This window comes from Oceanospirillum linum (genome assembly GCF_001995095.2).
In the GTDB taxonomy this organism is placed as follows: Bacteria; Pseudomonadota; Gammaproteobacteria; order Pseudomonadales; family Halomonadaceae; genus Oceanospirillum; species Oceanospirillum linum.
This window is the reverse complement of the sequence record NZ_MTSD02000003.1, coordinates 362558-389514: the sequence shown is the minus strand read 5'-3', so window position 1 is coordinate 389514 and position 26957 is coordinate 362558. Positions and strand designations below refer to the sequence as shown.

Below are 26957 nucleotides of genomic sequence, written 5' to 3'. Positions count from 1 at the left end.
AATGACTATGGAACTTGATGTCGCCCTTTTATCCCGGCTTCAGTTTGCCTTTACGGTAAGCTTCCACATTATCTTTCCCAGTATCACCATTGGTTTAGCGACCTTAATCGCTATCTGGGAGGGGCTATGGCTTAAAACCCATAACCCCTACTATCTGCAGTTGGCCAAATTCTGGATCAAGCCCTTCGCGATCACTTTTGGTATGGGGGTCGTATCCGGCATTGTCCTGTCATATGAATTTGGTACTAACTTCTCCAAATTTTCTGAGATTACGGGGGCCGTATTAGGCCCACTTATGGCCTATGAGGTGTTAACCGCTTTCTTTATGGAGGCGGGATTTCTTGGTGTTATGTTATTTGGTTGGCAGCGCGTTGGCCGTAAACTGCACTTTTTCTCTACGGTCGTTGTCATGGTGGGAACCTGGTTTTCAGCCTTTTGGATTATCGCTGCAAACTCCTGGATGCAAACACCGGCAGGTTACAAAATCATCGAAGGCAGATTTGAAGTCGAAAGCTGGATGGCGGTGATCTTTAACCCTTCTATGCCCTACCGATTGACCCACATGGTGATGGCGTCCTTGATTACCGCTACTTTTGTTGTGGCGGGTGTCAGTGCTTATTATCTGTTGAAAAAGAAGAATATCCCTTTAGCCAAAAAAGGCCTGTCCATGTGCATGTGGTTCGCCTTGGTTTTAACGCCATTACAGGCATGGGTTGGTGATCTGCATGGTTTGACGGTGAAAGAGTATCAGCCGACGAAACTTGCTGCGATGGAAGGTATTTGGCCTGCTGAAGAAGAAAATGTGCCTTTGTTGCTCTTTGCCCTGCCAAATATGGAAACCGAATCAAACGATTATGAGGTGGGTATTCCTGGCCTTGGCAGCCTTATTCTGACGCACTCCTGGGATGGTGCCGTAGAAGGTCTGAAAGCGGCTCCACCGGAAGATCGGCCCAATGTTCCCCTCGTCTTTTGGTCATTCCGTGTCATGGTCGGTATTGGCGTTGGCATGATCGGTATTGCGCTATGGGCTCTGCTATTACGCCGAAAAGATCGTCTGTTTGAGAATAAACCCTTTCTTGCGTTGGTTGCTCTATTTACGCCCACCGGTGTTATTGCGGTATTAGCGGGGTGGTATGTTGTTGAAGTGGGACGCCAACCCTGGATCGTTTATAACCTTGTGCGCACCGCTGACATCGTATCGCCGCTACCGGCTGAGCGGGTGCTCTTTACCTTTATTATGTTTGTCATTATCTACACCTTATTGCTGGGGGTTTACCTCTACTTTATGCGCAAGCTGATTAAGAAAGGGCCGCCGGGCATGGATGAGTTAGAACGGCAAATGATAGGTATGAACGCGCCGGGGTATGCCCTTGCCTGGGTGAAAAATTTAAACAGCGATCAATCTGGTCATCAGCAAGGAGATAAATAATGGATCTGGCTCTGTTCTATTTTCTTCTGTTAGGTTTTGCCATCTTTATGTACGTATTACTCGATGGTTTTGACCTCGGTATTGGCATACTTTATCCGTGGTTTGGTGAGGCCGGTGAACGTGACCATTTAATGCGCTCTATCTCCCATGTCTGGGATGGCAATGAAACATGGCTGGTATTCGGCGGTGTGATTTTGTTTGCCGCATTCCCTGTGGCCTATGCGGAAATTACATCAACTTTTTATCTGCCAATTATGCTGATGCTGTTCGCCCTTATTTTTCGCGGGGTGGCGTTTGAGTACCGCTTTAAGTCGGATACCTCTCGACCCTATTGGGATTTAGCCTTTAGCGCAGGTTCTGCCATTGCCGCCTTTTGCCAGGGCATGTTACTTGGCTCTTTGGTTCAAGGGGTTCCGGCGGGTATAAACAGCATGTCTAGTTTGCATTGGCTGACACCATTTTCTGTTTTGACCGGCTTTTCGGTTATGGCGGGTTACGCCCTATTAGCGGCTTGTTATCTCTATATGAAAAGCCGTGGCAGTATTCAGAAACATGCGGCTAAGTTAGGCGTGCGCCTGCTCGTCATAACGCTGCTGGCGATGGTTGCGGTTAGTCTGTGGACGGTGGTGAGTCAGGTGGAGATTCGTGAGCGTTGGTTCTCTGGCTACAACTTTTTATGGTTGTCGCCACTGCCCATTTTGACCTGTATCGCCGCTGCTTTTGCGTGGAAATACCTGCATGCTGGCCGTGCCGCTGAGAACCATACTGTTGCTGAGAGCCGTACTTTTGCTGGGAGCCATACTGTTGCTGAGAGCCATACTTTTGATAGTACAGAGGTTGCCGGTGTACAGGCAGTGGATCCTAGCCGTTACGAAAGCCGCCCATTCTGGGCTGTTACACTAATCTTTTTACTGGGCTTTGCTGGGCTGGTGGTGGGACTTTTCCCTTACCTGCTACCAAGACAACTGACCTTTATGGACGCTGCATCGCCTGATAGTAGTTTGCTTTTCTTATTACCCGGTGTCTGTATTTTTGTCCCGCTGATTTGCGCTTACACCTTCTGGGGCTATCGCGTATTTGCGGGGAAAGTGGAAGATTATCAGGAGGGGTACTGATGCTATTGAAAGGCCTTAAAATTAAAATGGCTAAGCTCAAATCATGGCAATGGTTCCTCCTGCTCTACCTTGGAGGCTTTGCCGCTGTGCTTTCGGTGTCCTACGGCATTAAGCTGTTGATGACAGGCTTGCCTTAGTATCGTTTTGAACCGGTCCGTTTTTAAAAAGTGAATAAAAAAGCCCCCAAAGCTGGATGCCCAGCTTTGGGAGGTTAGGCGTATCTTACGGCCACGGTGAATCAATTAAAGCGCCTCTAAGGCCTCTGATAACTTGGTGACGCCGATGACCTCCATGCCTTCAATGGCGGCTTTGGGCTTATTAGCTCTGGGTACAATCGCCCGTTTAAAGCCATGCTTTGCCGCTTCCCGAATGCGCTCCTGGCCACTGGGAACAGGCCGAATTTCACCGGATAAGCCAACTTCACCAAAAATGACCAGATCATGGGGGAGCGGCTGATTACGCAGGCTGGAAACTACCGCTAATAACAGCGCTAAATCAGCACTGGTTTCCAGTACTTTAACCCCGCCAACAACGTTAACAAATACATCCTGATCACCGGTAAATAAGCCGCCATGCTTGTTAAGTACCGCTAATAACATCGCCATTCGATTGGTATCGAGACCCACACTGATGCGGCGTGGATTTGCCATATGAGACTCATCCACCAAGGCCTGAATTTCGACCAGGAGAGGACGTGTGCCTTCCCATATCACCATAACCACACTGCCCGGAGCTTCTTCTTCCTCTCTGCTCAGGAAGATCGAACTGGGGTTTTTAACTTCTTTGAGGCCATTTTCCAGCATGGCAAAAACACCCAGTTCATTTACCGCGCCAAAGCGGTTTTTCTGGCCCCTTAGAGTTCGGAAACGGCTATCTTCTGAGCCCTCCAGAAGTAAGGATGCATCAATCATATGTTCCAGAACTTTAGGCCCCGCCAACGAGCCGTCTTTCGTCACATGCCCCACCAAGAGTAAAACGGTGCCGGTCTGCTTGGCAAAACGGGTCAGGGCGGCGGCGCACTCTCTGACCTGACTAACACTACCGGGGGCAGATTGAATATCATCCAGATGCACCACCTGAATGGAGTCAACAACCAGAATTTTCGGTTTCATCTGCTCTGCGGTATTTAAGATGGCTTCCACGCTGGTTTCCGGTAGCATTTTAAGCCCCTGAACCGGCAGGTTAAGGCGCTGGGCCCGCATAGCAATCTGCTGCAGGGATTCTTCGCCGGTAATATAGAGGGTGGGCATCTGTTGGGAGAGCTGACATAGCACCTGCAGTAGTAGCGTTGATTTACCTGCACCGGGGTGACCGCCGATCAAAATCGCCGATCCGGGAACCATACCACCACCCAGAACCCGGTCGAACTCGCTGATGGTACTGCTGAAGCGTGGTAGCTCCTGCAGGTTGACCTCTGAAAGGTCCTGGATTTGACCATCTGCGGCTCCGGCGTAGCCGCTTCTGCTGGCTGGCGCTGCTGATTTTCGGCCTGATGCGCTGCCAAGGCGAACCTCTTGTACGGTGTTCCATTGCCCGCACTTCCCGCATTGCCCCTGCCACTTTTGGTAGTCCGCACCGCAATCAATGCAAACAAAACCGGTTTTTGCTTTTGCCATGGTGATGCCTTTTTTGACGATCCCGCTTTTAATATGTGTTCAAATATACAGTATATTGAGCAGGTTGTAGATGCTCTCAGATATTTATCAGGGCGGACGGGGTGTACCAATAGTCAGACTTTGGATAGGCTGCCTGATAACGGATTTTTTAATAGCTGCAATGGAAATAAGAGAAGAAATACGGATTTAATGACGATTTCTAATTCCTTTAGGCTATAAGTGTCTTGTTTTTCGTGCCGTATAGGCATATAAAAACAGAGAGTAAATTATAAAACGGACGGAGCTAACGACCCTATGAAACGTGAAACCATCGCTCTTCACCATGGCTATACTGCTGATAACCAAAATGCAGTGGCTGTGCCGATTCACCAGACAACCTCTTTTTCCTTTGACAGTGCTCAGCATGCGGCAGACCTGTTTGACCTGAAGGTGCAGGGTAATATTTACACCCGCATTATGAATCCGACCTGTGATGTGCTGGAGCAGCGTGTTGCAGCGCTAGAGGGTGGTATCGCTGCACTGGCCGTTAGTTCAGGTATGGCGGCAATCACTTATGCGATTCAGACCATTGCATCCACCGGCGATAACATTGTTTCTATCAGCGAGCTGTATGGCGGTACTTATAATCTGTTTGCTCACACGCTGCCTCGTCAGGGTATTGAAGTACGTTTTGCCGATAAAGATGACTTCGCAGGTATTGAAGCTCTGATCGATGATAAGACCCGTGGGGTTTATTGTGAGTCTATTGGCAACCCTTCCGGAGGGGTTGTTGATATCGCCAAACTAGCGGAGATCGCCCATAAACACGGTTTGCCGGTTATCGTGGATAATACTGTTGCTACGCCTTTCCTTTGGCGGCCCATTGAGCATGGCGCGGATATTGTTGTTCATTCGGCGACAAAATATATCGGCGGTCACGGCACGACATTGGGTGGTGTTATTGTTGATTCCGGTAAATTCCCCTGGGCGGAGCATGCAGACCGCTTCCCACTATTGAATGAGCCGGATGTTTCCTACCACGGCGTCAGCTATACCCGGGATGTAGGGGAAGCGGCCTTTATCGCCCGTGCCCGTGTCGTGCCGCTGCGTAACATGGGTGCTGCGCTTTCTGCTCAAAGTGCATGGAATCTTTTGCAGGGATTGGAAACGCTTGCTTTACGGGTTGAACGTATCTGTGACAATACTCAGAAAGTGGCTGAGTTCCTGCGGAATCATGACCAGGTTAGCTGGGTGAAATACGCCGGTCTTGCGGATCATAAAGATAATGCACTGGCTGAAAAATATATGGGGGGCAAAGCCTCCGGTATTCTGAGCTTTGGCATTAAGGGTGGCCGCGAGGCGGGAGCCAAATTCTATGATGCCCTGCAGCTGATTTTACGTTTGGTGAATATCGGTGATGCGAAAAGTTGTGCGGCTATCCCTGCTGCTACGACACACCGCCAGCTGAACGATGAAGAGCTGCTGTCGGCGGGTGTTTCTGCCGATATGGTGCGCTTGTCGATAGGTATTGAGCATATTGATGATCTGCTGGCGGATCTGGATCAGGCCCTTAAGACCGTTGCCTGATTGATGCGATCAATAAAAGTGGGGGCATTAAGCCCCCATTTTTATTAGCATGACGAATATTTTCAGATGGCAAACCGATGGTCTATTCCTCATGCTTCGTACCTTCAAAGTGTTAAAGCAGCTTTTGTTGCTGATCTGTTTTACCCTTGCGACAAAATTTTCCGTTGCAGCTGAGCCTCCGTCGTCTGTCTGGCGTTTAGGGATTCCTGTTTGGATTGGTGCTGTTGCGGCGTCTAACGTTGCCGGTGCCGATGCGTTCGCTATTGGCACCGGCCCGTCTGATGATGTTATTTCCAATGAGATCACTCTGCGCTGGAACCAGGAGATGGGTTACCGGTTCTCTGACGATTTATGGCTAAGTAGCTATAAGCAGTTCAGCTACACAATGTGGCAGCTGGAGGGTGAAAAGTTATCCCATGATTCATCAAACAACACTGTGGATCTGATTCAGGGATTTCGTTGGAATTTTGCTGATGGTAAGTGGATAAGCTACGTTGATACGTCATTGGGGCTTAGCTTTCTGGCCAATGATGTGATCGGGGAAAAGCGCTTGGGCGGAAGCCTTCAGTTTACTGAGTACACAGGTGTTGGGGGATACTTTTCACCCCGGTGGCAGTGGGACTTTGGGGTGCGTCACTACTCAAATAACTATATGTATCGCGATAACAGTGGCATCAATTTTTATCGCTTTATTATCAGTTATAACTATCAGCAGAGCGACCGCTAACGGGCTTTTGACCCTTGAGTCATTCTTTGACTTGTTTATCAGCATCAGCTTGATTAAGCTATTTGTCATACAAATATAAGTATGGCCTGAGAAATGAGCAGGCGTAATGATGTGATAACAATAAAACTCAATTATGAGTAAGGAGTAGTATATGGCTCAGTTTCTAAGTCGCTTCCCTGTCCCTGAAACTATTGATCATCTGCCGGATGACCTGAAAGAACGCATTTTGTCTGTGCAGGAAAAAGCAGGTTTTGTACCGAATGTGTTTCTGATGTTGGCACATCGGCCACTGGAAGCCCGTGCATTTTTTGATTATCACGATGCTTTGATGGAACGGGAATCTGATACCCTGACGCCATCGGAAAAAGAGATGATTGTAGTGGCGACCAGCTCCCGTAACCAGTGTCTCTATTGTGTTGTGGCCCATGGTGCGATTTTGCGGATCTATAGTAAGAATCCACTGGTGGCCGATCAGGTGGCCATTAACCATAAAACGGCAGATATCAGTGAACGGGAAAGGGTGATGCTGGATTTTGCGCTTTATATTTCACAGGATGTGGGTGAGCTGAATGATGACTGGGAACAGAAGCTGCAGTCTGTAGGGTTCAGCCAGGATGATATATGGGATATTGGTTCTATTACCGGTTTCTTTGGCCTGTCGAATCGTCTGGTCAGTCTGACCAACACACCGCCAAATCCTGAGTTTTACCTGATGGGGCGTATCCCGAAAGAACAGTAATCATGCACGCTGTTATTTCGCTATAAACCGGAAAAGCCGCGATAATCCGCGGCTTTTTCGATATCAGCATTTGCCTGATGAGTGCGTGATCAGTGCCCGGCTCTGAACATGACCGCGACGACAAATAGCATCAGCAGCATGGTGGATATCATCCAGAAGCCGAACAGGCGATCAAGCCTGCGGCTTAAGGTATCAATCCGGCTACTGAGCTTGCCTGCTCTGTCACTGAGCTGTTGCTGGCTGATTGTGTGTTTCTCATCAAGGTCGCAACGCAGGTGCTTGTGTTTGTCGTTCAGATCGGTGACTTTCTCCCGCAGATGGCGGTTTTCTTCTTCAAGACGAACCAGGCGTTCCCGTGTCTCCAGCTGTAACTGTAACTCTGGAGCGCACGGGGAAGCGTGGTCCTGCTTTGGTTGCAGATCCTGATGTGGCGTTGATTGTGAACGTGTATCTGTGCCCATTTAACGTCCTTACCGGATCTGTCCCGGATTGAAAACAGAAAGCCACCAGAGCCCTGTCGACACAAGGGTAGCCTATCTATTGATGGTAGCGTGCGCTTAACTCATGTACCGCATCAACAAATACTTTTGCGTGCTCAGGATTGGCAAACTGGTTGATGCCATGGCCCAGATTGAAAATATGGCCATTGCCATAACCGTAGCTGTCCAGAATACGGGCAACTTCAGCCTTGATACCGGCAGGAGAACCAAACAGTACATTCGGGTCCATATTTCCCTGCAGGGCAACACGGCCTTTAGTGCGGGCACGGGCTGCCCCTATCTCTGTGGTCCAGTCCAGACCGATCGCATCGGCACCCGCCGCTGCAATATGCTCAATCCACTGGCCACCATTCTTAGTGAACAGAATAACCGGAATCTTGCGACCCTCATGCTCACGGATCAGGCCGTGTACGATCTGCTCCATGTATTTCAGTGAGAACTCCAGATACGCGGGTGTGCTCAACGCACCGCCCCAAGTATCAAAGATCTGTACTGCCTGGGCACCGGCCAGAATCTGAGCATTCAGGTAGCTGGTTACGGACTCCGCCAGTTTATCCAGTAGCTGGTGTAGCGTATCTGGCTGACCATATAGCATGCCCTTGATATGGCGGAACTCTTTGCTGGATCCGCCCTCAACCATATAGGTTGCCAGAGTCCAGGGGCTCCCCGAGAAACCAATCAGAGGTACACGGCCGTTTAGTTCGTGGCGAATGGTTTTTACCGCATTCATCACATAACCCAGATCTTTATTCGGATCAGGGATTGGCAGTGCGTCGACGTCAGCCTGAGTACGGACGGTTTTTTTGAATTTAGGGCCTTCGCCTTCTTCAAAGTACAAACCCAGATCCATCGCATCGGGAATGGTCAGAATATCGGAAAAGAGAATCGCTGCATCCAGGTCGAAGCGTTCTAAAGGTTGGATCGTGACTTCACAGGCCAGGTCGGCATTGCGGCAAAGATCCATAAAGCTGCCGGCTTGTGCGCGGGTTGCTTTATATTCTGGCAAATAGCGGCCAGCCTGGCGCATCATCCAGACAGGGGTCACATCGACAGGTTGGCGTTGCAGAGCGCGGAGGAAACGATCGTTTTTCAGTTCAGTCATGATCTCGTAAACCGGTTTAGACGTATGAGATCGGCTCGCAGGAAAGCTGAATTTCCGCTGCCGGAGTATTTGTGTCTATTGTACCGGAGACAGGGCGACCCGCTAGCATAAAAGTCAAACTTCCTGCAGGTAAATCTGTGTAATAGCACTTAAGTCGAGTTTTGGGTTAACACTGTTTTAAGCTGTTGAAAGGATGACAAATGTCAACTCGCTGCTAGAATAGTTGCCCTTCTGATATCCGGTAGAGGTGAACCGTGTCCGTAACATTTATCGCATCCTCCAAGCTGCCCACCCCGTGGGGAGTATTTTCTATGCACGGCTTTGAAGGCCCGGAAACCGGAAAAGACCATGTGGCGCTGGCCATGGGAGATTTTTCTGACGGCTTACCGGTGCTGGCCCGTGTCCACTCGGAGTGCCTGACAGGTGATGCACTGTTCAGTATGCGCTGCGATTGTGGCTATCAGCTACAGGAAGCGCTCAAGCGCATTGCCGCCGAAGGACGCGGTGTGCTGCTGTATCTGCGTCAGGAGGGACGAGGCATTGGGCTGCTGAATAAGATTCGGGCTTATCACCTTCAGGATGCAGGTGCTGATACCGTTGAGGCTAATGAGCAACTGGGCTTTGGTGCTGATATGCGTGAATACAGTATGTGTCAGCCGATGCTGGCTCATCTGGGTGTTGAAAAGGTTCGCCTGATGACAAATAACCCCAGAAAAGTGAAAGCGTTGGCTGATTATGGTGTTGAGGTGTCTGAGCGGGTTGCGATTCAGACCGGCATGAATCCACACAATGAAGGTTATCTGGCAACGAAGGCGGGTAAGCTTGGCCATATGATGGATCTGGATAGTTTTACTCAGGCAGAGGATGTGGATATTAATCGCACTAAGCCCGCAGATCATTAGACATCAGGCTTGTTAGCGTATAATAAAAAAGGATGCCCGCGAGCATCCTTTTTTATGTTCTGGCCGGGGTAAGGGCTGTGCTAGGTTGTCAGCTTGGCCAGATAGTTTTCAATGCTGGCTTCGATACCGGGAGCATCAAGACCACATTCCTTCAGTAGTTGCTGAGGACTACCCTGATCGACCCAGCGATCCGGTAGGCCGAGGTGTAGCACAGGTTTAACAACGGCGTTCTGCATAAGAAGTTCTGCTATGCCGCTGCCTGCTCCGCCGGCAATCACGTTCTCCTCAAGGGTCACCAGCAGGTCATACTCTTTGGCTGCTTCAAGAACGGCATTCTGATCCAGAGGTTTCACAAAGCGCATGTTGATCAGGCCGAAACCGTTTTTCTCCGCAACCTCCTGCGCTGGGGTGACCATGGAACCAAAAGCCATCAGAACCACTTTCGGACTCTTTGTACCGGGGTTCCCCTGCAGACGTTTTTCAGCCTGACCGATGGGCAGAGCGGTCATCTCAGCCTGAATCTCAACACCCGGGCCGGTACCTCTGGGATAGCGGACCGCCGCAGGCCCTTTATGCTGGTAACCGGTGTATAGCATCTGGCGGGTTTCATTTTCATCGGCGGGGGCCATAATCACCAGACCGGGTACACAGCGCAGGAAGCTCAGGTCCAGTGTGCCGTGGTGGGTTGGGCCGTCTTCCCCTACCAGTCCTGCCCGGTCAATTGCGAATAACACATCCAGGTTTTGTACTGCAACGTCATGTACCAGCTGGTCATAGCCCCGTTGCAGAAAAGTAGAATAGATTGCTACAACGGGCTTCATTCCGTCACAGGCCATACCTGCAGCCAGCGTTACCGCATGCTGTTCTGCAATGGCAACATCAAAATAGCGGTCAGGGTACTCTTTGGAGAAACGGATCAGATCCGAGCCTTCCCGCATCGCTGGTGTAATTCCGGTCAGGCGATCATCCTGCGCAGCCATATCACACAGCCATTGGCCAAAGATATTTGAGTACTTGGCTTTGCTTTTCTGTTTCACAGGGGGGACTGTCTTAGCTGTCGGCTCTTTTTCCATCTTGGTGATGGCATGGTATCCGATGGGATCCGCTTCAGCAGGTGCAAAGCGCTTACCTTTACGGGTAATGACATGCAGAAACTGAGGGCCGCTAAGGTCTTTGATGTTATTCAGTGTATTGACCAAAGAGTGCACATCATGGCCATCAATTGGGCCGATATAATGGAAACCCATCTCCTCAAAGAGGGTGCTGGGCGAGATCATGCCCTTCATATGTTCTTCGGTCTTGCGGGCCAGTTCCCATGCCATAGGCAGCTTTGACAGCACTTTTTTACTGCCTTCACGCATGCGGGTATAGGCTTTACTGGAGAGCATTTTGGCTAAATAAGTCGCAAACCCACCAACATTTTCTGAGATCGACATCTCGTTGTCATTCAGAATTACTAACAGATTGGCATCAACATGGGCTGCATGGGAAAGGGCTTCAAACGCCATACCTGCCGTCATGGCTCCATCACCGATAATAGCGGCGACATGGCGGTTCAGGCCCTGTTCGCGAGCGGCGACGGCCATCCCCAGAGCTGCGCTGATTGAGGTGCTTGAGTGGCCAACGCCAAAGGTGTCGAATTCAGACTCAGCCCGCTTTGGAAAAGCGGCAATACCATCGTACTGACGGATTGTGCCCATCTTTTCACGGCGGCCTGTCAGAATCTTATGGGGGTAAGCCTGATGACCTACATCCCAGACCAGGCGGTCATCGGGTGTATTAAACACATAATGGAGTGCCAGGGTCAGTTCAACAACCCCCAGGCCCGCGCCGAAGTGGCCGCCGGTCTGACCAACGGAGTAGAGCAAAAATTCGCGCAGCTCATTAGCCAGCTGGGGCAGTTGATTGATATCCAGCTGACGCAGGTTCTCCGGCACGTCAATCTGGTCAAGCAGAGGCGTGGAAGGGCGGGCTAACGGAATTTCCTGAAACAGTGTGTAGTCAGACATAGGCTTTTTAATGTGTTGTGACCGCTTTAGTGATTACGCTGAATCACATAGCGTGCCAGCTCTCTTAACAGATCCGCTTCTGGGCCAAAAGAATCCAGAGCGGATAGCCCTTTATCAATCAGTTCCCGGGCTTTCGTTTTAGCTTGGCCAAGTCCCAGTAGGGCGGGATAGGTCGGTTTATCAAGTGCAGCATCTGCGCCGGTTTGTTTACCCAGTGTCGAGATATCACCTTCCACATCCAGAATGTCGTCCTGTACCTGAAAGGCTAGCCCAAGTGCTTCTGCGTAGGTTGTCAGGGCGTTCAGCTGAAAGGCTGTTGCGCCACCGGCGATAGCCCCCATACGGACACTGGCACGGATCAGAGCTCCGGTTTTGTGCTGATGCATATTCTCAAGGGCGTTAACATCCAGCGCATGGCCAACGGCGGACAGGTCGATCATTTGTCCGGCAACCATGCCCATTGCTCCGCTGGCTGCGGTCAGCTCCGATAATAGCTGAGGCAGGTGTTCAGGGGTGGGGTGGCTCAGCAGTGCGCTGAATGCTGAAGTCTGCAGGGCGTCGCCGGCAAGAATTGCCGTTGCCTCATCAAATTTAATATGACAGGTTGGCTGGCCTCGCCTGAGATCGTCATCATCCATTGCGGGAAGATCATCATGAACCAGGGAGTAGGCGTGTACCAGCTCGACAGCAGCGGCAGAAGCATCCGCAGATTCAACCCGGCCTGTGATTGCCTGACAGGCAGCGTAAGCGAGAACAGGACGAAAGCGTTTGCCACCGTTAAATACAGAGTAGCGCATAGCCTCCAGTAAACGATCGGAGGCAGTAGAAGATGCGGATAGTATCTGATCGAGCTGTCGATCAGAGCGCTCCATCAGGGGCTTAAGTTGATCTTGGATGCTCACGTTAAACTTTTATTCCGTTGAGGTAGGTGGCGACAAAGGCGCTTCGGTAAGCTGACCGTTGTCTTCAATCAGCTGGCTGACTTTCTGTTCAGCCTGGGTCAGTTTGTTCTGACAGTCCCGAATCAGGCGGATGCCGCCTTCAAACGCTTTCAGCGATTCTTCCAGAGATAGCTCTCCGGCTTCCAGCTGAGCAACAAGTTGCTCTAATTCAGCCATTTTACCCGCAAAATCTTTTGCTTTGGGCTGAGCCATCACGAAACCTCCAATCTGTACCGCTATACGCAAACCGGCAGACGTTACCGGAGAATATCCATTGGTTCAATAGCGGAAAAAATATGAATAAGCACTGAATTATAAACTCTAATTAAATCAAAAGGTTGTTAATTTAACGGCATCATTGAAATGCGAATAGGTTCGCTGTTCAGGCACTTACCTGTAATCTCATGCTTTAAAGCCATTCAACCCATGAGTAAAAGTCGCTATTATACGCGCAGGAATCTAAAAGTTGCATAATGTTACAAAGGCTGCGCTAGTCTGAGTTATGTACTATCTCTTTGTTAGAGCCGTCAACTACACTTTCAAGGAACCAAGGAGTTCTCTGTGGATATAGCTACCCTGCTTGGTATTATCGGCGCTATTGGTATCGTTGCTATGGCAATGATTCTTGGTGGCGACCCTATCATTTTTGTCAATATACCTTCCATTCTGATTGTTATTGGTGGTTCCCTGTTCGTGGTGCTGGCGAAATACAGCCTTGGCCAGTTTCTGGGGGCGGTAAAAGTTGCGATTAAGGCTTTTGCCTTCAAACTTGAGTCGCCGGAAGAGATTATCGGTGTTCTGGTGGATGTGGCCCAGGTAGCCCGTAAGGGTGGCCTTTTGGCGCTGGAAGACAAAGAGGTCGATAACAAGTACCTGAAAAATGGTATGCAGCTGTTGGTGGATGGTCAGGACCGGGAGGTTGTCCGGACGATGCTGACCAAAGACCGGGCCATGACCCTTGAGCGGCACAAATGGGGTGCGAAGGTCTTTACCTCCATCGGTGATGTCGGCCCGGCCATGGGGATGATAGGTACTTTGATCGGCCTAGTTCAGATGTTGTCTAACATGGATGACCCTAAATCTATTGGTCCCGCCATGGCGGTTGCGCTTTTGACAACACTCTACGGTGCTATGTTGGCGACTATGATTGCTATTCCGATCGCTGATAAATTAACCCTGCGCATGACAGAAGAAGCCCAGATACAGTCAATAATTGTTGATGCCCTTTTGGCGATTCAGTCTGGTCAGAATCCGCGGGTTATTGAGGATATGCTGCGTACTTATTTACCTGCTGGTGTGCGTGATGAGGCCACCTTCGAGCAGCCCGCTCAGGAATAAAACAGGATTGTTGCCCTCTGAGGTGCAGTTTTGACCGAAGAGTGAAAGTGTTCGCTATTTCAGGATTTCAGTATGAGTGATGATGTAGAAGAGTGTGATTGCCCGCCACCGGCGGCGGCCTGGGTAATGACCTTTGCAGATCTGATGTCTCTTTTAATGTGCTTCTTTGTGCTTCTGCTCTCTTTCTCCGAGATGGATGTCACCAAGTTTAAGCGCCTTGCCGGTGAGTTGTCCAAGGCCTACGGTATTCAGCGACAGATACAGGCTAATGATATTCCCATGGGAACAAGTGCTGTTCTGGAGAACTATACCCCAGGTAAGCCTGAGCCGAATCCTCTGGAGATTATTCAGCAGAAAACAACGGAGCTAGAGTCCAATCTTCGTACTGAGAGTGTTGAAACTATAAAAGAAGAGCAGCAAACGCAGGCTGATGCAGAGGCGATCGCCAGAATTTTAAAGGAAGAGATCGAAGAAGGTAAAATTCAGGTTGAATCCCGTAAGCGGAATATTATTATCCGCGTGGAGGAAAAGGGCTCTTTTTCACCGGGTAGCGCGGTGCTTTCAGAGCAGTTTGAGTTGGTCATGGATAAGATCAGACAGGCACTTGCCGCTACGCCGGGTAAAATCACAATTGAAGGTCATACAGATGATATTCCGATCAATACGGATCGTTTTCGTTCGAACTGGGATCTGTCTTCTGCCCGGGCATCTTCTGTAGCATTTGAGTTAGAGCTGGATGGCCTGGTGGAATCTTCCCGAATGAAAGTCATTGGCTTTGCGGATACCAAGCCTTTGGTGGCGAATGATAACCGGGAGAGTCGGGCAAAAAATCGCCGGGTTGAGATTGTTGTCGATCAGGGTGCCAATGAGGAAAACGGTGCTATCAGCTTCCTTGAGGAGCAGAATGAAGAGGCGAAGGCTCAGGGGAGCGAGATCAACTTAGAAATTGAAGAGCGAGTGTTTGAGTTGACCCCTGGTGAGGTCTTCTGACGGTCATTGCCTTATTTTCTCTGTTAAGTAGAGCTGTTTTGGCTTGAGAGAGCCCGGCATGACTTATCATCGTGTTGGGCTTTTTTATGCCCGGGTTTTGTGCTTTAGGTGGCGCGTTCTGACAGAGGAGTGCTTTGGAAGTTAAGAAAGCTAAGCGCGGAACAATGCGAAAACAGGACGGAGTATCATTGCTGGCTTTGAGTCCGGTTATGGAGTCTCAGAATTGAAGTCGACACAGATGCATGCTTTTGATTCAGGCTGGAATATTGAGAAATGTAGACTGAAGAGATGGTGCCGGCACCAGGAGTCGAACCCGGGACCTACTGATTACAAGTCAGTTGCTCTACCGACTGAGCTATACCGGCAATGCTTTGCAAAAAAGCAGCTTTGAAGAAAATATGGCTGGGGTACCAGGATTCGAACCTGGGAGTGCCGATACCAAAAACCGGTGCCTTACCGCTTGGCTATACCCCAGCAAATAGTGGTGGCCGGAGACGGAATCGAACCGCCGACACGAGGATTTTCAATCCTCTGCTCTACCAACTGAGCTATCCGGCCACAAGTGGACTATGAAGTCCATGCTTCAAATGAAGTTATCAGCTTATGAGTAAATAAGATTTGCTGAAATGGTGCCGGCACCAGGAGTCGAACCCGGGACCTACTGATTACAAGTCAGTTGCTCTACCGACTGAGCTATACCGGCAATGCTTTGCAAAAAAAAGCAGCTTTGAAGCAAATATGGCTGGGGTACCAGGATTCGAACCTGGGAGTGCCGATACCAAAAACCGGTGCCTTACCGCTTGGCTATACCCCAGCAAAAGAGTGGTGGCCGGAGACGGAATCGAACCGCCGACACGAGGATTTTCAATCCTCTGCTCTACCAACTGAGCTATCCGGCCAACGAGGCGTATTAAACAGGAAAGCCTTTTTTTCGTCAACTGTTTTTTCAAGAAAAGTTAAAAAAATACAGTCGCTTAATGGCCTTTTAGCTTTCTGGGGGTACATATCCGGCAACAGGTTCAAGATCTTTGGAGTTATTAAAGAATTTGTCCATTTCAATACTCAGGAACTCTCTGGCTTCCGGGCTCATCATATTAAGATGTTTTTCGTTAATCAGCATGGTCTGGTACTTCAGCCACTCCTGCCAGGCCTGTTTTGATACGGTTTCAACAATTTCCTGACCCTTTTTTCCCGGAAAAGGCGGAATAGTCAGGGCTTCAAGGTCTTTCTGATATTTTTTACAGAAAATCATCTGACTCATAGTGTTCTCTTTGTTCTGTGATTGGATGTTTTTGCCATAGCGCGATCGTTCAGGTTCGCAGGGCATGTAGTAGCTTATGTATCGGGCCCGGTAGACCAATATTATCCGGTTGCTCTGGGTTGTACCAACGTTGTCCCTGCTCTCTGATATTCAGGGACAACGGCTTATTTTGTTGAGTATTCAGTGTGCATAGATGGATCTCTGCCTGCAATGTGAAGTGAGAAAACTTATGCTCCAGATGTTGTTTTTCTTCTGTTTCCGGTAGCTGTCCCAGCAGGTTTTTTATCTCTTTAGCATCGGGCAGACTCCAAAGCCCACCCCATATTCCTGTCGGTGGTCGCTGCAGCAGAAGATAGCCTGAGTTCGGGACATATAGCATATAAAGCGTGCTCTGCCGAACCGGGTTGGTTTTCTTGGGTTTTGAGTGGGGGAAGTCATGTTGGCTGGCGGTTAGCCTGGCGGCACACCAACGTTCGGCCGGGCATTGATCACACTTAGGGTTGCGGCGGGTACAGACCAGCGCACCTATATCCATAACGGCCTGGGTATAAGCCTGGCAGCGTTGCTGAGGCGTATAGTGTTCTGCCAGTCTCCAGAGCGCTTTTAGTGTATTGCCTTGCCCTGGCCAGCCAGGCACGCAGTGCAGGCGAGCCAGAAAGCGTTTTACATTACCGTCTAAAATTGCAGCGCGCTTGTTGTAAGCCTGAGCTGCAATGGCTGCAGCTGTTGAGCGGCCAATACCGGGCAGTGCTTCCAGAAGCTCCGGGTCTTCAGGGAATTCGCCCTTATATTTGTCCGTGACGACTTGTGCACATTTATGCAGGTTACGTGCGCGGGCGTAATAGCCAAGCCCGGTCCAGAGATGCAGCACTTCATCAATTCCTGCTGCCGCCAGTGTCTGCACGTCCGGGAAGCGGGTGATAAAGTTTTCAAAATAAGGGATCACTGTATTGACCTGCGTCTGCTGCAGCATCACTTCAGAGAGCCAGACTTTATAAGCCGTGCGATTTTGTTGCCAGGGCAGGCTTTTACGGCCGTGCTGGTCGTACCAGCTTAGAATAGCTGCAGCCACCTGGTCCGCATCATTAGGGGTAACCGATAGATCCACGCTGAAGTACCTGAGGCATTAAGCGCCACCGGGGATTGGCGGTAGCGATGATAAAAAAGGGCCGGATATATCCGACCCTTTTACTGGGATAAGTTATTGTAACTGAGGCTGCAGGAAGGGAAAAGGCAGTACCTTTATCTTCTTCTGCGTTACCTCAGGTAGAGATCAGAAGAGGCTCTTCAGTTTCTCTTTTGCCTTCTCTTCCAGGCGTTTGCGGGCCGCTTCTTTCTCTGCCTCCAGCTTTGCCTTTAACTCAGCTTCTATACGGGCTTTTTCGGCATCGGCTTTGGCTTTAAGCCGGGCTTTTTCAGCATTAAGAGCTGCCTTGGCCTCTGTTTTGGCGATTTTTCCCAAGGTATCTCCGATGGCGCTGCTATCGAGCCCACAGTTAATGGCGGAGGGGGTGCCATAACTGCCGCTGCAGGCAACGGGCCAGCGTACCGCCTTAAGGTTGCTCTTTACGGTGCAGGCGGTGTCATTGGCATCGGTGATTTGTGCTCCCAAATTATAGGCAAAAGTTTCTTTTGGCAGATTAAGGTTGCCATAGCCTGTCAGAAGAATACCCGGAGTGGCGATGGTCATATCTTTGTTCTGTCCGACACCATTTTCAAAGTCCATGCTGCCTTTGAGCGACGTGAAATCTGTATTGGCAGACCATTGCGCTTTTTTAGCATCGCCTAAAACACTGCACATCTCTTTCGCCAGGTTCGTGCCGAGAAAGGCGCCGTTCAGGATATTAAAGTCCACGCGACCATTCAGGTTGCTCATTAGGGTTGATAAGCGGTTGGACTGGGTTCTGAGGTCCGCATTGGCATTGACGGCACCCGTAACATCTTTAAATTCAGCCAGTTGAGCCAGAATGGGCGTGATTTGAACACCGGATGTAGCATGCTTAATATTGAGCGTTAATGGTGTTGGACGAACATCCAGCTGCGCACTGTTTATGATGCTGCCATCATAAAGTTTTGCGTTGGCTTTGCTCAGGTCAACTAAGCCATCTTTAGCGGTAACCGCCAGTTGAATATCAGTGATATCCAGCTTTTTGATGGTTAGTTGGTTCAGGTTTATTTTGGCATCGGCGTTCAGCGATTTGATCAGCTCAACCGGTAGCAGATCTGCTTCTGGTGTTTCTTTGGCGGGTGTTCCTGTTGACTCAGCTGTTTTATCTTCTTCCGCAACCGGGGGCAGGTAGTGATCAGCGTTCAGTTTATCGATATCTAATTGAGCGATGATCGCCTGGTTGGCAAGTTTGACGGATGCGCTGCCTTTAACCTGGGTATCATCCAGTGTGATCAGCAGGTCTTTTATCGCAGCGGCTTCTGTTGATGCTTCAAAGTCAGCAGACAGTGTTAGTGCATGCATCGCATCCTGGCGAGCCATTTCCGGCAGTAAAATTTCCAGTTGAGCAAGGGTTTCTTTCAGATTGAACTGACTGACCTTCAGGCTGCCCTTAACAGTAGGCGCGGTCGTGAGTTGCTCAACCTGGGAATTCAGTGTGATGTCTATACCGTTTACGCTTAGTTTGCTGGCGTTAAACTGGGCGCTATCCTGCTGCAGGTCTGCCTGTGCATCGGCCTGGAGGTTGAGTTGTGCATTATTACCGGGGATAAGTGGTGATTTGGCGCTTAGCTGCAGGTTCAGTGCGCTTAAACGGAATAACTCTTTTTCCAGGTCCGCTGTAACGCTGGCGCTGAGTTGTAGTGTGGCGTCAAGTTCAGGGTTGCTGCTGGATACCTGGGTGGAAAAGCTGATAGGGAAGCTTTCCCCCAGCTGAATATTGTCGCTGGTGAAGTTAAGGTCATTAACGGCAAAGCGTACATTCTGCTGTTGATCTGTATACGTCAGGCGGGCATGGGTGATATCGATGCCACCAATCTCAATGTTCGGCAAGCCTGCTTTTTGTGTGCTGTCAGTGCCCTGGTCTTCCTGGGGGCTACCATCTGCAGGGGGTGCGGCTTCAGTGTTTTCAGGAATAAGCGCCTGCCAGTTACCCACGCCGGAGTTATCCACAATCAGGTCGGCCTGCAAGCTATCCACAATAATACGATCCACTTCGACTGAACCCGAGAGCAGAGGCATGACCTTGACCGAAACGGCAACCTGATTAACAGCCGCTAACGTTGTGTCTGTTGTATCCGGAAGTTTGACTGCAACGTCATTGATATTCAGCCCGATACGAGGAAAAACGGCAACATTGAGTTCGCCATTAATTTCCAGGGGAACGCCGGCATCTCTGGCTGCATCAAGGATCTGGGGCTTGTACTGGTTTGCATCAAAAAACTGCGTCAGGTAGATCACAAGACCTGCCAGCAGGAGGATAATAAAGCTCACCAGATAAAATAGTGATTTCAATAAGAATCGCACTGTTATTGCTTCCCTGTTGTGAAATGGTGGACGGGCTGAGGTCGATTGTCATTCTGCTGTTAGCGAATATCCAGAAGGTAGTGATCGCCCGCTTCGCTTAGTGTGTAGCCCATGCGCTGCAGAATAATATGATCCTGAGTCATCAGGGCGTTGGTCGCAACCTGGGTTGCCATATTGTTAGCTTTGGCGGCCTCGATTACCAGTGTGAGTAAGCGGCTGCCCACTCCTCTGCGGCGGGTGATACTGCGTACGCAAAGGTGGCTGATCTGCCAGGTGTTGCTCTGTTGCGTGATAACGGCAGCGGCAATCAGGCGATCATTAAAAAGACCGCAATAGAAACTGTGCTCCTGGCTTTGCAGGATCGTATCCACAAAAGATTTTGCGGAGTTAACATTCGGGAGCTGTGCCAGGCGCTCGGGTTGGGCATCGGTGTAGATTTTTTCCAGTTGCTCAATATGTGCCTGGTCAGTTTTGTCATTAACAATTGTTAATAAAACGGGCATTCCGCGTCTCCGAAAGATAGATAAAACGCTTTCTGAACATTAAAAGCGTTCCGAATGATGCATAATAGGCTGGGTCTGACCCCGATGCAGCATTTGGCATGAATAAAGTGCAGAGTCTGCAGAAGTATTGTAGCGGATAGCAGGTCAGATTCTCTATAATTCCCGTTTTCTTGAATAACAAAGCCCTCCGGAGAATCTTCATGGCGGAGCGTACCGCAAGCGTAGAGCGTAACACCCTGGAAACCCAAATTAAGGTTTCAGTAAACCTTGATGGCACAGGTCAACTGAACATCGATACCGGCGTTCCCTTTCTGGAACATATGATCGACCAGATCGCCCGGCATGGCCTTATTGATATGGATATTGTTGCCAAGGGGGATCTGCATATTGATGACCACCATACCGTGGAGGATCTGGGTATCACCCTGGGGCAGGCTTTTGCCAAAGCGGTGGGTGATAAAAAAGGCATGACACGTTATGGCCATGCCTATGTTCCCCTGGATGAAGCCTTGTCACGGGTAGTGATCGATTTTTCCGGTCGTCCGGGCCTTGAGATGAATGTTGATTTTACCCGCGCCAGTATAGGCCGCCTGGATACTCAGCTATTCTGGGAATTTTTCCAGGGCTTTGTGAACCATGCCGGTGTCACTCTGCATATTGATAACCTGAAAGGCTTTAATGCCCACCATCAGGCGGAAACCATTTTTAAAGCGTTTGGTCGTGCCCTGCGCATGGCGCTGGCGATGGATGAGCGTATGGCGGGTATGATGCCGTCAACAAAAGGCAGTCTGTAGGTGCGTGTTTAAGGATTTATAATGAAGACAATTGCTGTTATCGACTATGGCATGGGTAACCTGCACTCTGTATCGAAAGCGCTTGAGCACGTAGCCACCGATCAGCAGGTTGTCGTGACCTCTGACCCTGAGGTGATCCGTAGTGCCGAGCATGTTGTATTGCCTGGCGTGGGTGCAATCCGCGACTGCATGGCGGAAATCCGTCGGCTGGGTGTGGATAAGGTGGTGCAGGAAAATATCGCCTCCGGTAAACCTTTTCTGGGTATCTGCGTTGGCTATCAGGCTTTGATGCAGGATAGTGAAGAGAATGGTGGTGTGCCTTGCCTGGGGCAGTTTGAAGGTCATGTGCGTTTCTTTGGTGATCCCCTGCTTGATGAGCAAGGTGCAAAGCTGAAAGTGCCTCATATGGGGTGGAATCGGGTAAAGCACACCCGCAACCATCCGATCTGGCAGGGTATTGAAGATGATGCCCGCTTCTATTTTGTCCACAGCTACTACGTGGAAGCGGCTGATACATCTCAGGTGATCGGTGAAACCCGTTATGGCAAAACCTGCCATGTGGCGCTGGCTCACGACAACGTGGTTGCCGTGCAGTTTCACCCGGAGAAGAGTCACGATGCCGGTCTGCAGTTGTTGAAAAACTTTGCTGAATGGGATGGTAAAAGCGCCTGATTCAAAGGGGTAGCGGTCTCAGGAAGATACTGAGAGCTGAAGCCCGACAGAGTCGGCCTTACAAGTAACCGCCAGGGATGGCGGTGGCTCCGGCTCGGTTCAGGGATGAACCGGCCGGAGTCTGTAAGGCGGGTCTCTGTCAGGGCTGGTTTCTATGCCCCAGGGCTTAAAGCCTGCTGCCTGTTTTATCCCGCGCATGTTGGTTCGTCCATGAACCGAACATGCGCACGTCGCCCTCCCTGGCGACCGTGGATAAAATCCGTTGCAGGCTTTTATAGGGTTTGCGTTTGCAGCTGATGCAGCCATCCATCACTTTGGATTTATAGAGAACAGGAGCCGAACATGGCACTGGCCAAACGAATTATTCCTTGTCTGGATGTTGATAAAGGACGCGTTGTTAAAGGCGTGAACTTTGTTGATATCCGTGACGCCGGTAACCCGGTTGAGGTTGCCAAACGCTATAACGAACAAGGTGCGGATGAGATCACTTTTCTTGATATCACCGCCAGTAACGAAGACCGTGAAACCACCGTTCACATGGTAGAAGAGATCGCCAGCGAGGTATTTATCCCGCTGACGGTCGGTGGTGGTATTCGTTCCTGTGATGATATCCGCCGCATGCTGAACGCAGGTGCTGATAAAGTCGGTATCAATACGGCTGCCGTATTTAACCCGGACTTTGTCCGTGAAGCTGCTGAGCGTTTCGGCAGTCAATGTATTGTGGTTGCCATCGACTGCAAACGTGTCAGTGCTGAGGGCGAACCGGGTCGTTGGGAGATCTTTACCCATGGTGGCCGCAAGCCAACAGGGCTGGATGCTGTTGAGTGGGCGATCAAGATGAATGAGTACGGTGCCGGGGAAATTCTATTGACCAGCATGGATCGTGACGGCACTAAGAATGGTTTCGATCTGGAAGTGACCCGGGCCATCAGCAACGCTATTCCAATTCCGGTGATCGCTTCCGGTGGTGTCGGTAATCTTCAGCATTTGGCTGATGGTGTTACCGAAGGCCATGCGGATGCTGTTCTGGCGGCCAGTATTTTCCATTTTGGTGAACACACCATTCCTGAAGCGAAGGCCTTTATGGCAGAGCAGGGGATTGAGATGCGCCTTTAGGCGCATCTTTTATCGTGCTCAAGACAGGAGTGTGCAGCTCAGATGCGGTTTCGACAGTTTTTGCTTGTCAGTTCAGCTATTCTGCTGGGTTGCACCCTGTTTTTTGCTCTTCTTTTATCTCTGCTCGCCTACAGCCATGATCGCTGGCTGCCTCCGGTTGTAAACCACTATATATTTTCTGAACCCTTGGGGGGCTTGCCTGCGGATAGCCTTCGGTTGGAGCTGCTTCAGCTGAATAACTGGCAGCGACTGAAAAAGCTTTCCTTGTCTGGCCCCGAAAACAGCACACTGGTTATTGAGGGTGTTTCATGGCCCGTTTCCGGCGAGTTGATTATTGATCGGCTGGATATTCGCTTGCCAGATCAGTTACCCGCGGCGCTAACCCTATCCGGTGCTGCCCGGGCCGAAGTCGAATCTGTACCCGCAGAAGATAAACCGTCACTCAAAGCATCCATAACCTCTGGTGATCAACCGGTATCCGTTTCTGAAAGACCGCCTTCAATGGGCTGGCTTCAGCAAGAGCTGAGTCTGCGGCCAGAGTATGAGCAGTACTACCGGCAGCTCAAAACTGTTGTTGCAAAACTGGATGCCCTGCGACAGCAATACCAGTTGCACACCTTGGCCATCAGGTCGCTAAGCCTGCAAGGTGTGCCGCTGAATAGCGTTATTCGCCTGCAGTATTCCAAGGATGGCTCTGATGTAAAAGCAGAGGATGGCCATTGGCAATTCAGTCTGACCGCTAAAGACCTGGCTCAGGCTCCGCCGGGGGTAGCAGAACCCTTTTTTTTCGACTTGCGAGCGCAGCTAAGTGATGCTCATCAGGCGCTGGATGTCACGCTCCAGGGGGCTGAGAGCTTTAATTCCGACCATCTGAACCTGCCTGCATGGTTGCCGCTGAAAGAGACATTGTCGGTGGTACAGGAGTACCTCGCGAATAGTCCCGTTGTCGTTTCGGCGTCTGATATTCGTTTGGCGATACAGTTGGAGGCGTCGCGGGCCGATTTGGCGATAAACATCCCGCCAATGGTGCTTCATGGGGGCGGGTTATGCAGCATACCTCTTGATTCGCGCACCGTAGCCCTCCGTTATCTGGCGGAGCAGCCGGAGCGATTAACGCTTTCGCTGGGGAGCACGGAGGATCATCTGGTTTCCGGTGCTTGTCTGAAGGAACATCTTGATGGGGTTGGTCTGTCAGCGTTACAGGCCTGGTCTAAAGGGCTGAGTCCTGCGTCATTAGAACAGGGTGGACGTATCCGACTGGGACTTGCCGCGCCCGTAGAGCTGAACCTGACTGAAAAAACACTTAACTGGGCAGAGTTCTCAGGAAACTGGCAACCCCATGACCAACAAGCCCCGGCGCTGCAGTTCCATGTGAAGGGGATAAAATTAACGCCGGATGCGCTTGATTTTACATTACAAAATAGCTTCAGTGCAGAGCTTAAACCTCAGGCTGTTTTTGCGAATCAGTCCCGTCGCCTGGAGATATCCTCTCAAATAGATGCTGCTCTGGCTGTGGATCTTGCGGCGACTTCTGCAGACCTCCAGCAAGGTTTTCCCCTGATAAAGCATGCCCAGGTCGAGATTCTGAGCAGTGATATGGCACTAAAACCAGTGCCGAATGACGATGCAGCTCTTTGGGCTCCTGCCGGATTTGAACTGCCTGTCTTCAGGCACAAAGGGGAAGGGGTGTTAGTACTGGATCATCAGGCAGACTCAGTGAGCCGGTGGTCGCTTATGCACCATGGGGAAGGGGAGGCACTGATACGCCACCCTGAACTAAAACAGAATATACGCTTACCTTACAGCAGCGACCTTGATGTTACTGCGCCTGTATCAGCGCTAACGGCTGATGCCCTGATATCTAAGCTCACCGGTGTCTTTACGGGGCGGCTGATTGACAGGCCGCCGTTGACAGAAATATCCGCTGATACGCCCGGCGCGCTGCTGCCTGAAGTATCATTAGGTTTTGACCTGAACCGCGATGCACTGCAGCTGCACGCAGAAGCACAGCTTGAGCTGGCTCATATAGGGGAGTGGCTTAAACTGCCATCACAAACTCAAATTACCGGCGGACAGTTAGATTTAACCGGACGCTTTGATATTTCAAGAGCACGCCTGGCAAAGCTGCCTGAAGACCCTGTTTTAGCGTCACCAAATTTAATGGCAGGGCTGGAAGGGGACTTTTCTATTCGTTTGAACCGCCTTGGCGGAAAAGCAGATGGCTATGAATTCAATCAGGTTCAGCTGCCGTTACAGGGCGTGCTGACTGATGGTCAATGGCATGCTGAACTGACGACCCTGAAGGCGGAGCGGATCTATGCCGGAGTGGAACTAACGGACCTTGCTGTGGATCTTAATCTATCCGGTGACCTGAATCACAAGGTATCGCCCGTAAACGCCCGGTTTACAGGTTTATCTGCAGAGACTTTGGGTGGCTTGGTATTGCTTGACCGGATGAACTATCCATTTAGTGGAGGTGAAACTTCAGAGCTGACTTTGGATAAGTTGGACCTCAGCGAAATGATCGCCTTAGGCGATAGACAGATCAAGGTAACCGGACTACTCAATGGTACACTCCCTCTCCGGCTTAGCGACACAGGGATTGCGATTCGACAGGGAAGGGTTTATAGCTCCGAGGGCGAAATTGTTCTGAGGGAGAACTCAGCCTGGCAGGCGATGTTACAGCAGCAGGCAGCGCTGGCCAGCCAGTTAAGGCATCTTAACAATCTTCACTATGATCTGATGCAGGGTGATATTGAAATGAACGAGGATGGCCAGCTGACAGCGGTACTGACAATCCGGGGTGAAAACAAAGCGGAGTCACAACCGGTTAACCTGAATTTTACCAGCGAGCAGAATATTCTGACGCTACTTAAAGCGCTGCGATTAAGCGATCATATCGACAAATCACTCAGCGAATCAGCACAAGGGATGTATCAATGATACTCAGACTTTTACTCTTAACCGGTATGCTCAGTTTTCTGGCGGCCTGTACACCTCGTATTGAGGTGGGGGCCAAGGAGCCGATCACCATCAATCTGAATGTTAAGATCGACCATGAGATTCGGGTCAAGGTTGATAAAGAGCTGGAGCAGATGTTCAGCGAAGACAGTGATCTTTTCTAAGGAGTTAACCTGATGAATAACAAGATAAGCAATAATTACCTGGCACCACAGTTGTGGGTTTCTTCTTTGACTGCACTTATGGTTACCTTGTTGCTGATATTGGTCATGGCAGGGCCTGCCTACGCACTGGATCTGGATGCTGCCAAAGATAACGGTTGGGTTGGTGAGCGTTATACAGGCTACCTGGGGGTAGTGAAGCCTGAGGCTGGTGTAAAAGCCCTGGTGGATGAGGTGAACAATAAGCGGGTGCAGGTTTATAAAAAACTGGCGGCAAAAAATAATATCTCTCTTCAGGAGGTTGAAAAACTTGCTGGCAAAAAAGTGATTGAGAAAACCCGTCCCGGTAATTTAATTGACCTGGGTAATGGCTGGTTGAAAAAATAATGCCTGGGGTTTCTGGGTCTGTATTTCACAGGTAGAGTGTCGGCATCTGTTTATACCTTTCTGGAATCAGATTTAAAAACCCAGACACTGTCCCTCTTAAGCTAAAGGAATTTTCATGTCCACAGAGCAGTTTATCGCTTACCAATGGTATCTGGCCGGCGCTTTTTTTGCCTTTATTCTGGCACTGACAACGCTGTTTTTTCAGGCGCTGTTCCATGAGAAACGTATTGCTTTGGCCTGGCTCCTGGTGATTTTTGTGATCAGCCTGCTGAATGGTTCCGGTGTTGTCAGTATGGAGCTTATTGGTACGCATACACCGGAAGAGAACCCCATTATTCGGGGAATCAGCGGTATTGGTGATTATCTGGTATTGGCGCTGGGTGTTATTGAACTCATGCTGTTTGTTTACTTTGTCGCCCGGCACTTCAGAAAAATATATGTCAGCGTACCTGCTGTCGTGCTGGTGATTTGTACGGGTTTTGGCTATTACGCCTATCAGGACCTGATGAGTAGCGGTAATCTGATGTTTGAGTCTGATATTGAACAGCAGGTGGAGCAAGGCTCAGTATCTGTGGAGAGTGAAGACGAAAAGTCCTTCCACAGCAGTGTCCGTGACCGGGGGCTGAATGAGTCCGCAGTGGAGAGTCAGTAGCCTT

At 50.2% G+C, this 26957-nt stretch carries 26 protein-coding genes and 6 tRNA genes; 16 read left to right on the top strand and 16 right to left on the bottom strand.

Annotated elements, in window-relative coordinates:
* Positions 1 to 7 precede the first annotated feature (7 nt).
* The 3 genes from BTA35_RS09765 to BTA35_RS17900 are packed head-to-tail and all read left to right on the top strand — an operon-like array spanning position 8 to position 2681.
* The gene (locus BTA35_RS09765) at positions 8 to 1429 is read left to right on the top strand and encodes a cytochrome ubiquinol oxidase subunit I (RefSeq protein WP_078319617.1); all 1422 of its coding nucleotides are present in this window, start codon (positions 8 to 10) and stop codon (positions 1427 to 1429) included.
* Positions 1429 to 2544 carry a cytochrome d ubiquinol oxidase subunit II gene (cydB, locus tag BTA35_RS09760; protein ID WP_078319616.1) on the top strand — a complete coding sequence of 372 codons (1116 nt, stop codon included), beginning with the start codon at positions 1429 to 1431 and terminating at the stop codon, positions 2542 to 2544. Before BTA35_RS09765 ends, cydB begins: the two co-directional genes overlap by 1 nt.
* Positions 2544 to 2681: a hypothetical protein gene (locus tag BTA35_RS17900; RefSeq protein ID WP_160054987.1), complete on the top strand. Its 138-nt coding sequence runs from the start codon at positions 2544 to 2546 to the stop codon at positions 2679 to 2681. Before cydB ends, BTA35_RS17900 begins: the two co-directional genes overlap by 1 nt.
* A gap of 105 nt (positions 2682 to 2786) precedes the next feature.
* Here BTA35_RS17900 and radA read toward each other — a convergent pair whose 3' ends face one another.
* Positions 2787 to 4160: a DNA repair protein RadA gene (gene radA, locus BTA35_RS09755; protein ID WP_078319615.1), complete on the bottom strand. Its 1374-nt coding sequence runs from the start codon at positions 4158 to 4160 to the stop codon at positions 2787 to 2789.
* A gap of 294 nt (positions 4161 to 4454) precedes the next feature.
* On the opposite strand from radA, the gene BTA35_RS09750 reads away from it, so the two are divergent.
* The 3 genes from BTA35_RS09750 to BTA35_RS09740 all read left to right on the top strand — a co-directional run bounded on the left by BTA35_RS09750 (position 4455) and on the right by BTA35_RS09740 (position 7192).
* Positions 4455 to 5726 (top strand): O-acetylhomoserine aminocarboxypropyltransferase/cysteine synthase family protein, encoded by a 1272-nt coding sequence (locus tag BTA35_RS09750; protein ID WP_078319614.1) that lies wholly within the window; start codon positions 4455 to 4457, stop codon positions 5724 to 5726.
* Positions 5727 to 5817: 91 nt separating this feature from the next.
* Positions 5818 to 6453, top strand: a complete 636-nt coding sequence (locus tag BTA35_RS09745) for an acyloxyacyl hydrolase (protein ID WP_160054984.1) — start codon at positions 5818 to 5820, stop codon at positions 6451 to 6453.
* Positions 6454 to 6604: 151 nt separating this feature from the next.
* The gene (locus BTA35_RS09740; RefSeq protein ID WP_078319612.1) at positions 6605 to 7192 is read left to right on the top strand and encodes a peroxidase-related enzyme; all 588 of its coding nucleotides are present in this window, start codon (positions 6605 to 6607) and stop codon (positions 7190 to 7192) included.
* 89 nt (positions 7193 to 7281) lie between these two features.
* On the opposite strand, the gene BTA35_RS09735 is transcribed toward BTA35_RS09740, so the two are convergent.
* Together BTA35_RS09735 and hemE are read right to left on the bottom strand one after the other, a co-directional pair.
* A complete protein-coding gene (locus BTA35_RS09735; RefSeq protein WP_078319611.1) occupies positions 7282 to 7653 on the bottom strand; it encodes a hypothetical protein in 372 nt (123 codons plus the stop codon).
* 76 nt (positions 7654 to 7729) lie between these two features.
* Positions 7730 to 8794, bottom strand: coding sequence for a uroporphyrinogen decarboxylase (gene hemE / locus BTA35_RS09730; protein WP_078319610.1), 1065 nt, complete (start codon positions 8792 to 8794; stop codon positions 7730 to 7732).
* Positions 8795 to 9048: 254 nt separating this feature from the next.
* Between hemE and ribA the strand changes: the two genes are divergently transcribed.
* Positions 9049 to 9696: a GTP cyclohydrolase II gene (ribA, locus tag BTA35_RS09725; protein WP_078319609.1), complete on the top strand. Its 648-nt coding sequence runs from the start codon at positions 9049 to 9051 to the stop codon at positions 9694 to 9696.
* A gap of 80 nt (positions 9697 to 9776) precedes the next feature.
* Here the strand turns inward: ribA and dxs are convergent, their stop codons facing one another.
* From dxs to BTA35_RS09710, 3 genes are read right to left on the bottom strand one after another with little or no spacing between them, the layout of a single operon-like run.
* Positions 9777 to 11705, bottom strand: coding sequence for a 1-deoxy-D-xylulose-5-phosphate synthase (gene dxs / locus BTA35_RS09720; protein ID WP_078319608.1), 1929 nt, complete (start codon positions 11703 to 11705; stop codon positions 9777 to 9779).
* A 26-nt stretch (positions 11706 to 11731) separates the two neighbouring features.
* On the bottom strand, positions 11732 to 12607 hold the full coding sequence (gene ispA / locus BTA35_RS09715) for a (2E,6E)-farnesyl diphosphate synthase (protein ID WP_202931229.1): 876 nt from the start codon (positions 12605 to 12607) through the stop codon (positions 11732 to 11734).
* A 9-nt stretch (positions 12608 to 12616) separates the two neighbouring features.
* Positions 12617 to 12859 carry an exodeoxyribonuclease VII small subunit gene (locus BTA35_RS09710; protein ID WP_078319607.1) on the bottom strand — a complete coding sequence of 81 codons (243 nt, stop codon included), beginning with the start codon at positions 12857 to 12859 and terminating at the stop codon, positions 12617 to 12619.
* Between the two features lie 348 nt (positions 12860 to 13207).
* Here BTA35_RS09710 and pomA point away from each other — a divergent pair, with 348 nt between their 5' ends.
* Both pomA and BTA35_RS09700 read left to right on the top strand, forming a co-directional pair.
* A complete protein-coding gene (gene pomA / locus BTA35_RS09705; RefSeq protein ID WP_078319606.1) occupies positions 13208 to 13984 on the top strand; it encodes a flagellar motor protein PomA in 777 nt (258 codons plus the stop codon).
* Between the two features lie 72 nt (positions 13985 to 14056).
* Positions 14057 to 14974, top strand: a complete 918-nt coding sequence (locus tag BTA35_RS09700) for a MotB family protein (RefSeq protein WP_078319605.1) — start codon at positions 14057 to 14059, stop codon at positions 14972 to 14974.
* Positions 14975 to 15263: 289 nt separating this feature from the next.
* On the opposite strand, the gene BTA35_RS09695 is transcribed toward BTA35_RS09700, so the two are convergent.
* The 10 genes from BTA35_RS09695 to BTA35_RS09650 all read right to left on the bottom strand — a co-directional run bounded on the left by BTA35_RS09695 (position 15264) and on the right by BTA35_RS09650 (position 20210).
* A tRNA-Thr gene (locus BTA35_RS09695) sits at positions 15264 to 15339 on the bottom strand.
* A gap of 34 nt (positions 15340 to 15373) precedes the next feature.
* A tRNA-Gln gene (locus tag BTA35_RS09690) sits at positions 15374 to 15448 on the bottom strand.
* 8 nt (positions 15449 to 15456) lie between these two features.
* A tRNA-Phe gene (locus BTA35_RS09685) sits at positions 15457 to 15532 on the bottom strand.
* Between the two features lie 69 nt (positions 15533 to 15601).
* A tRNA-Thr gene (locus tag BTA35_RS09680) sits at positions 15602 to 15677 on the bottom strand.
* 36 nt (positions 15678 to 15713) lie between these two features.
* A tRNA-Gln gene (locus BTA35_RS09675) sits at positions 15714 to 15788 on the bottom strand.
* A gap of 9 nt (positions 15789 to 15797) precedes the next feature.
* Positions 15798 to 15873: transfer RNA gene (locus tag BTA35_RS09670), tRNA-Phe, on the bottom strand.
* 86 nt (positions 15874 to 15959) lie between these two features.
* Positions 15960 to 16235 (bottom strand): oxidative damage protection protein, encoded by a 276-nt coding sequence (locus BTA35_RS09665; protein WP_078319604.1) that lies wholly within the window; start codon positions 16233 to 16235, stop codon positions 15960 to 15962.
* A 49-nt stretch (positions 16236 to 16284) separates the two neighbouring features.
* The gene (gene mutY, locus BTA35_RS09660) at positions 16285 to 17343 is read right to left on the bottom strand and encodes an A/G-specific adenine glycosylase (RefSeq protein ID WP_078319603.1); all 1059 of its coding nucleotides are present in this window, start codon (positions 17341 to 17343) and stop codon (positions 16285 to 16287) included.
* A gap of 165 nt (positions 17344 to 17508) precedes the next feature.
* Complete coding sequence (locus BTA35_RS09655) at positions 17509 to 19695, bottom strand: AsmA family protein (protein WP_160054981.1); 2187 nt, start codon at positions 19693 to 19695, stop codon at positions 17509 to 17511.
* Between the two features lie 71 nt (positions 19696 to 19766).
* Positions 19767 to 20210, bottom strand: a complete 444-nt coding sequence (locus tag BTA35_RS09650) for an acetyl-CoA sensor PanZ family protein (protein WP_078319601.1) — start codon at positions 20208 to 20210, stop codon at positions 19767 to 19769.
* Between the two features lie 200 nt (positions 20211 to 20410).
* Here BTA35_RS09650 and hisB point away from each other — a divergent pair, with 200 nt between their 5' ends.
* The 7 genes from hisB to BTA35_RS09615 all read left to right on the top strand — a co-directional run bounded on the left by hisB (position 20411) and on the right by BTA35_RS09615 (position 26953).
* A complete protein-coding gene (hisB, locus tag BTA35_RS09645) occupies positions 20411 to 21004 on the top strand; it encodes an imidazoleglycerol-phosphate dehydratase HisB (protein WP_078319600.1) in 594 nt (197 codons plus the stop codon).
* A gap of 21 nt (positions 21005 to 21025) precedes the next feature.
* Positions 21026 to 21676, top strand: a complete 651-nt coding sequence (gene hisH / locus BTA35_RS09640; RefSeq protein ID WP_078319599.1) for an imidazole glycerol phosphate synthase subunit HisH — start codon at positions 21026 to 21028, stop codon at positions 21674 to 21676.
* 342 nt (positions 21677 to 22018) lie between these two features.
* Positions 22019 to 22792 carry an imidazole glycerol phosphate synthase subunit HisF gene (gene hisF / locus BTA35_RS09635; RefSeq protein ID WP_078319598.1) on the top strand — a complete coding sequence of 258 codons (774 nt, stop codon included), beginning with the start codon at positions 22019 to 22021 and terminating at the stop codon, positions 22790 to 22792.
* A gap of 42 nt (positions 22793 to 22834) precedes the next feature.
* Positions 22835 to 25735, top strand: coding sequence for an intermembrane phospholipid transport protein YdbH family protein (locus BTA35_RS09630; protein WP_078319597.1), 2901 nt, complete (start codon positions 22835 to 22837; stop codon positions 25733 to 25735).
* Positions 25732 to 25917 (top strand): YnbE family lipoprotein, encoded by a 186-nt coding sequence (locus BTA35_RS09625; protein WP_078319596.1) that lies wholly within the window; start codon positions 25732 to 25734, stop codon positions 25915 to 25917. Before BTA35_RS09630 ends, BTA35_RS09625 begins: the two co-directional genes overlap by 4 nt.
* 12 nt (positions 25918 to 25929) lie before the next feature.
* Complete coding sequence (locus BTA35_RS09620) at positions 25930 to 26301, top strand: YdbL family probable chaperone protein (RefSeq protein WP_078319595.1); 372 nt, start codon at positions 25930 to 25932, stop codon at positions 26299 to 26301.
* Positions 26302 to 26416: 115 nt separating this feature from the next.
* Positions 26417 to 26953, top strand: a complete 537-nt coding sequence (locus BTA35_RS09615) for a hypothetical protein (protein ID WP_078319594.1) — start codon at positions 26417 to 26419, stop codon at positions 26951 to 26953.
* The last annotated feature ends 4 nt before the right edge of the window (positions 26954 to 26957 follow it).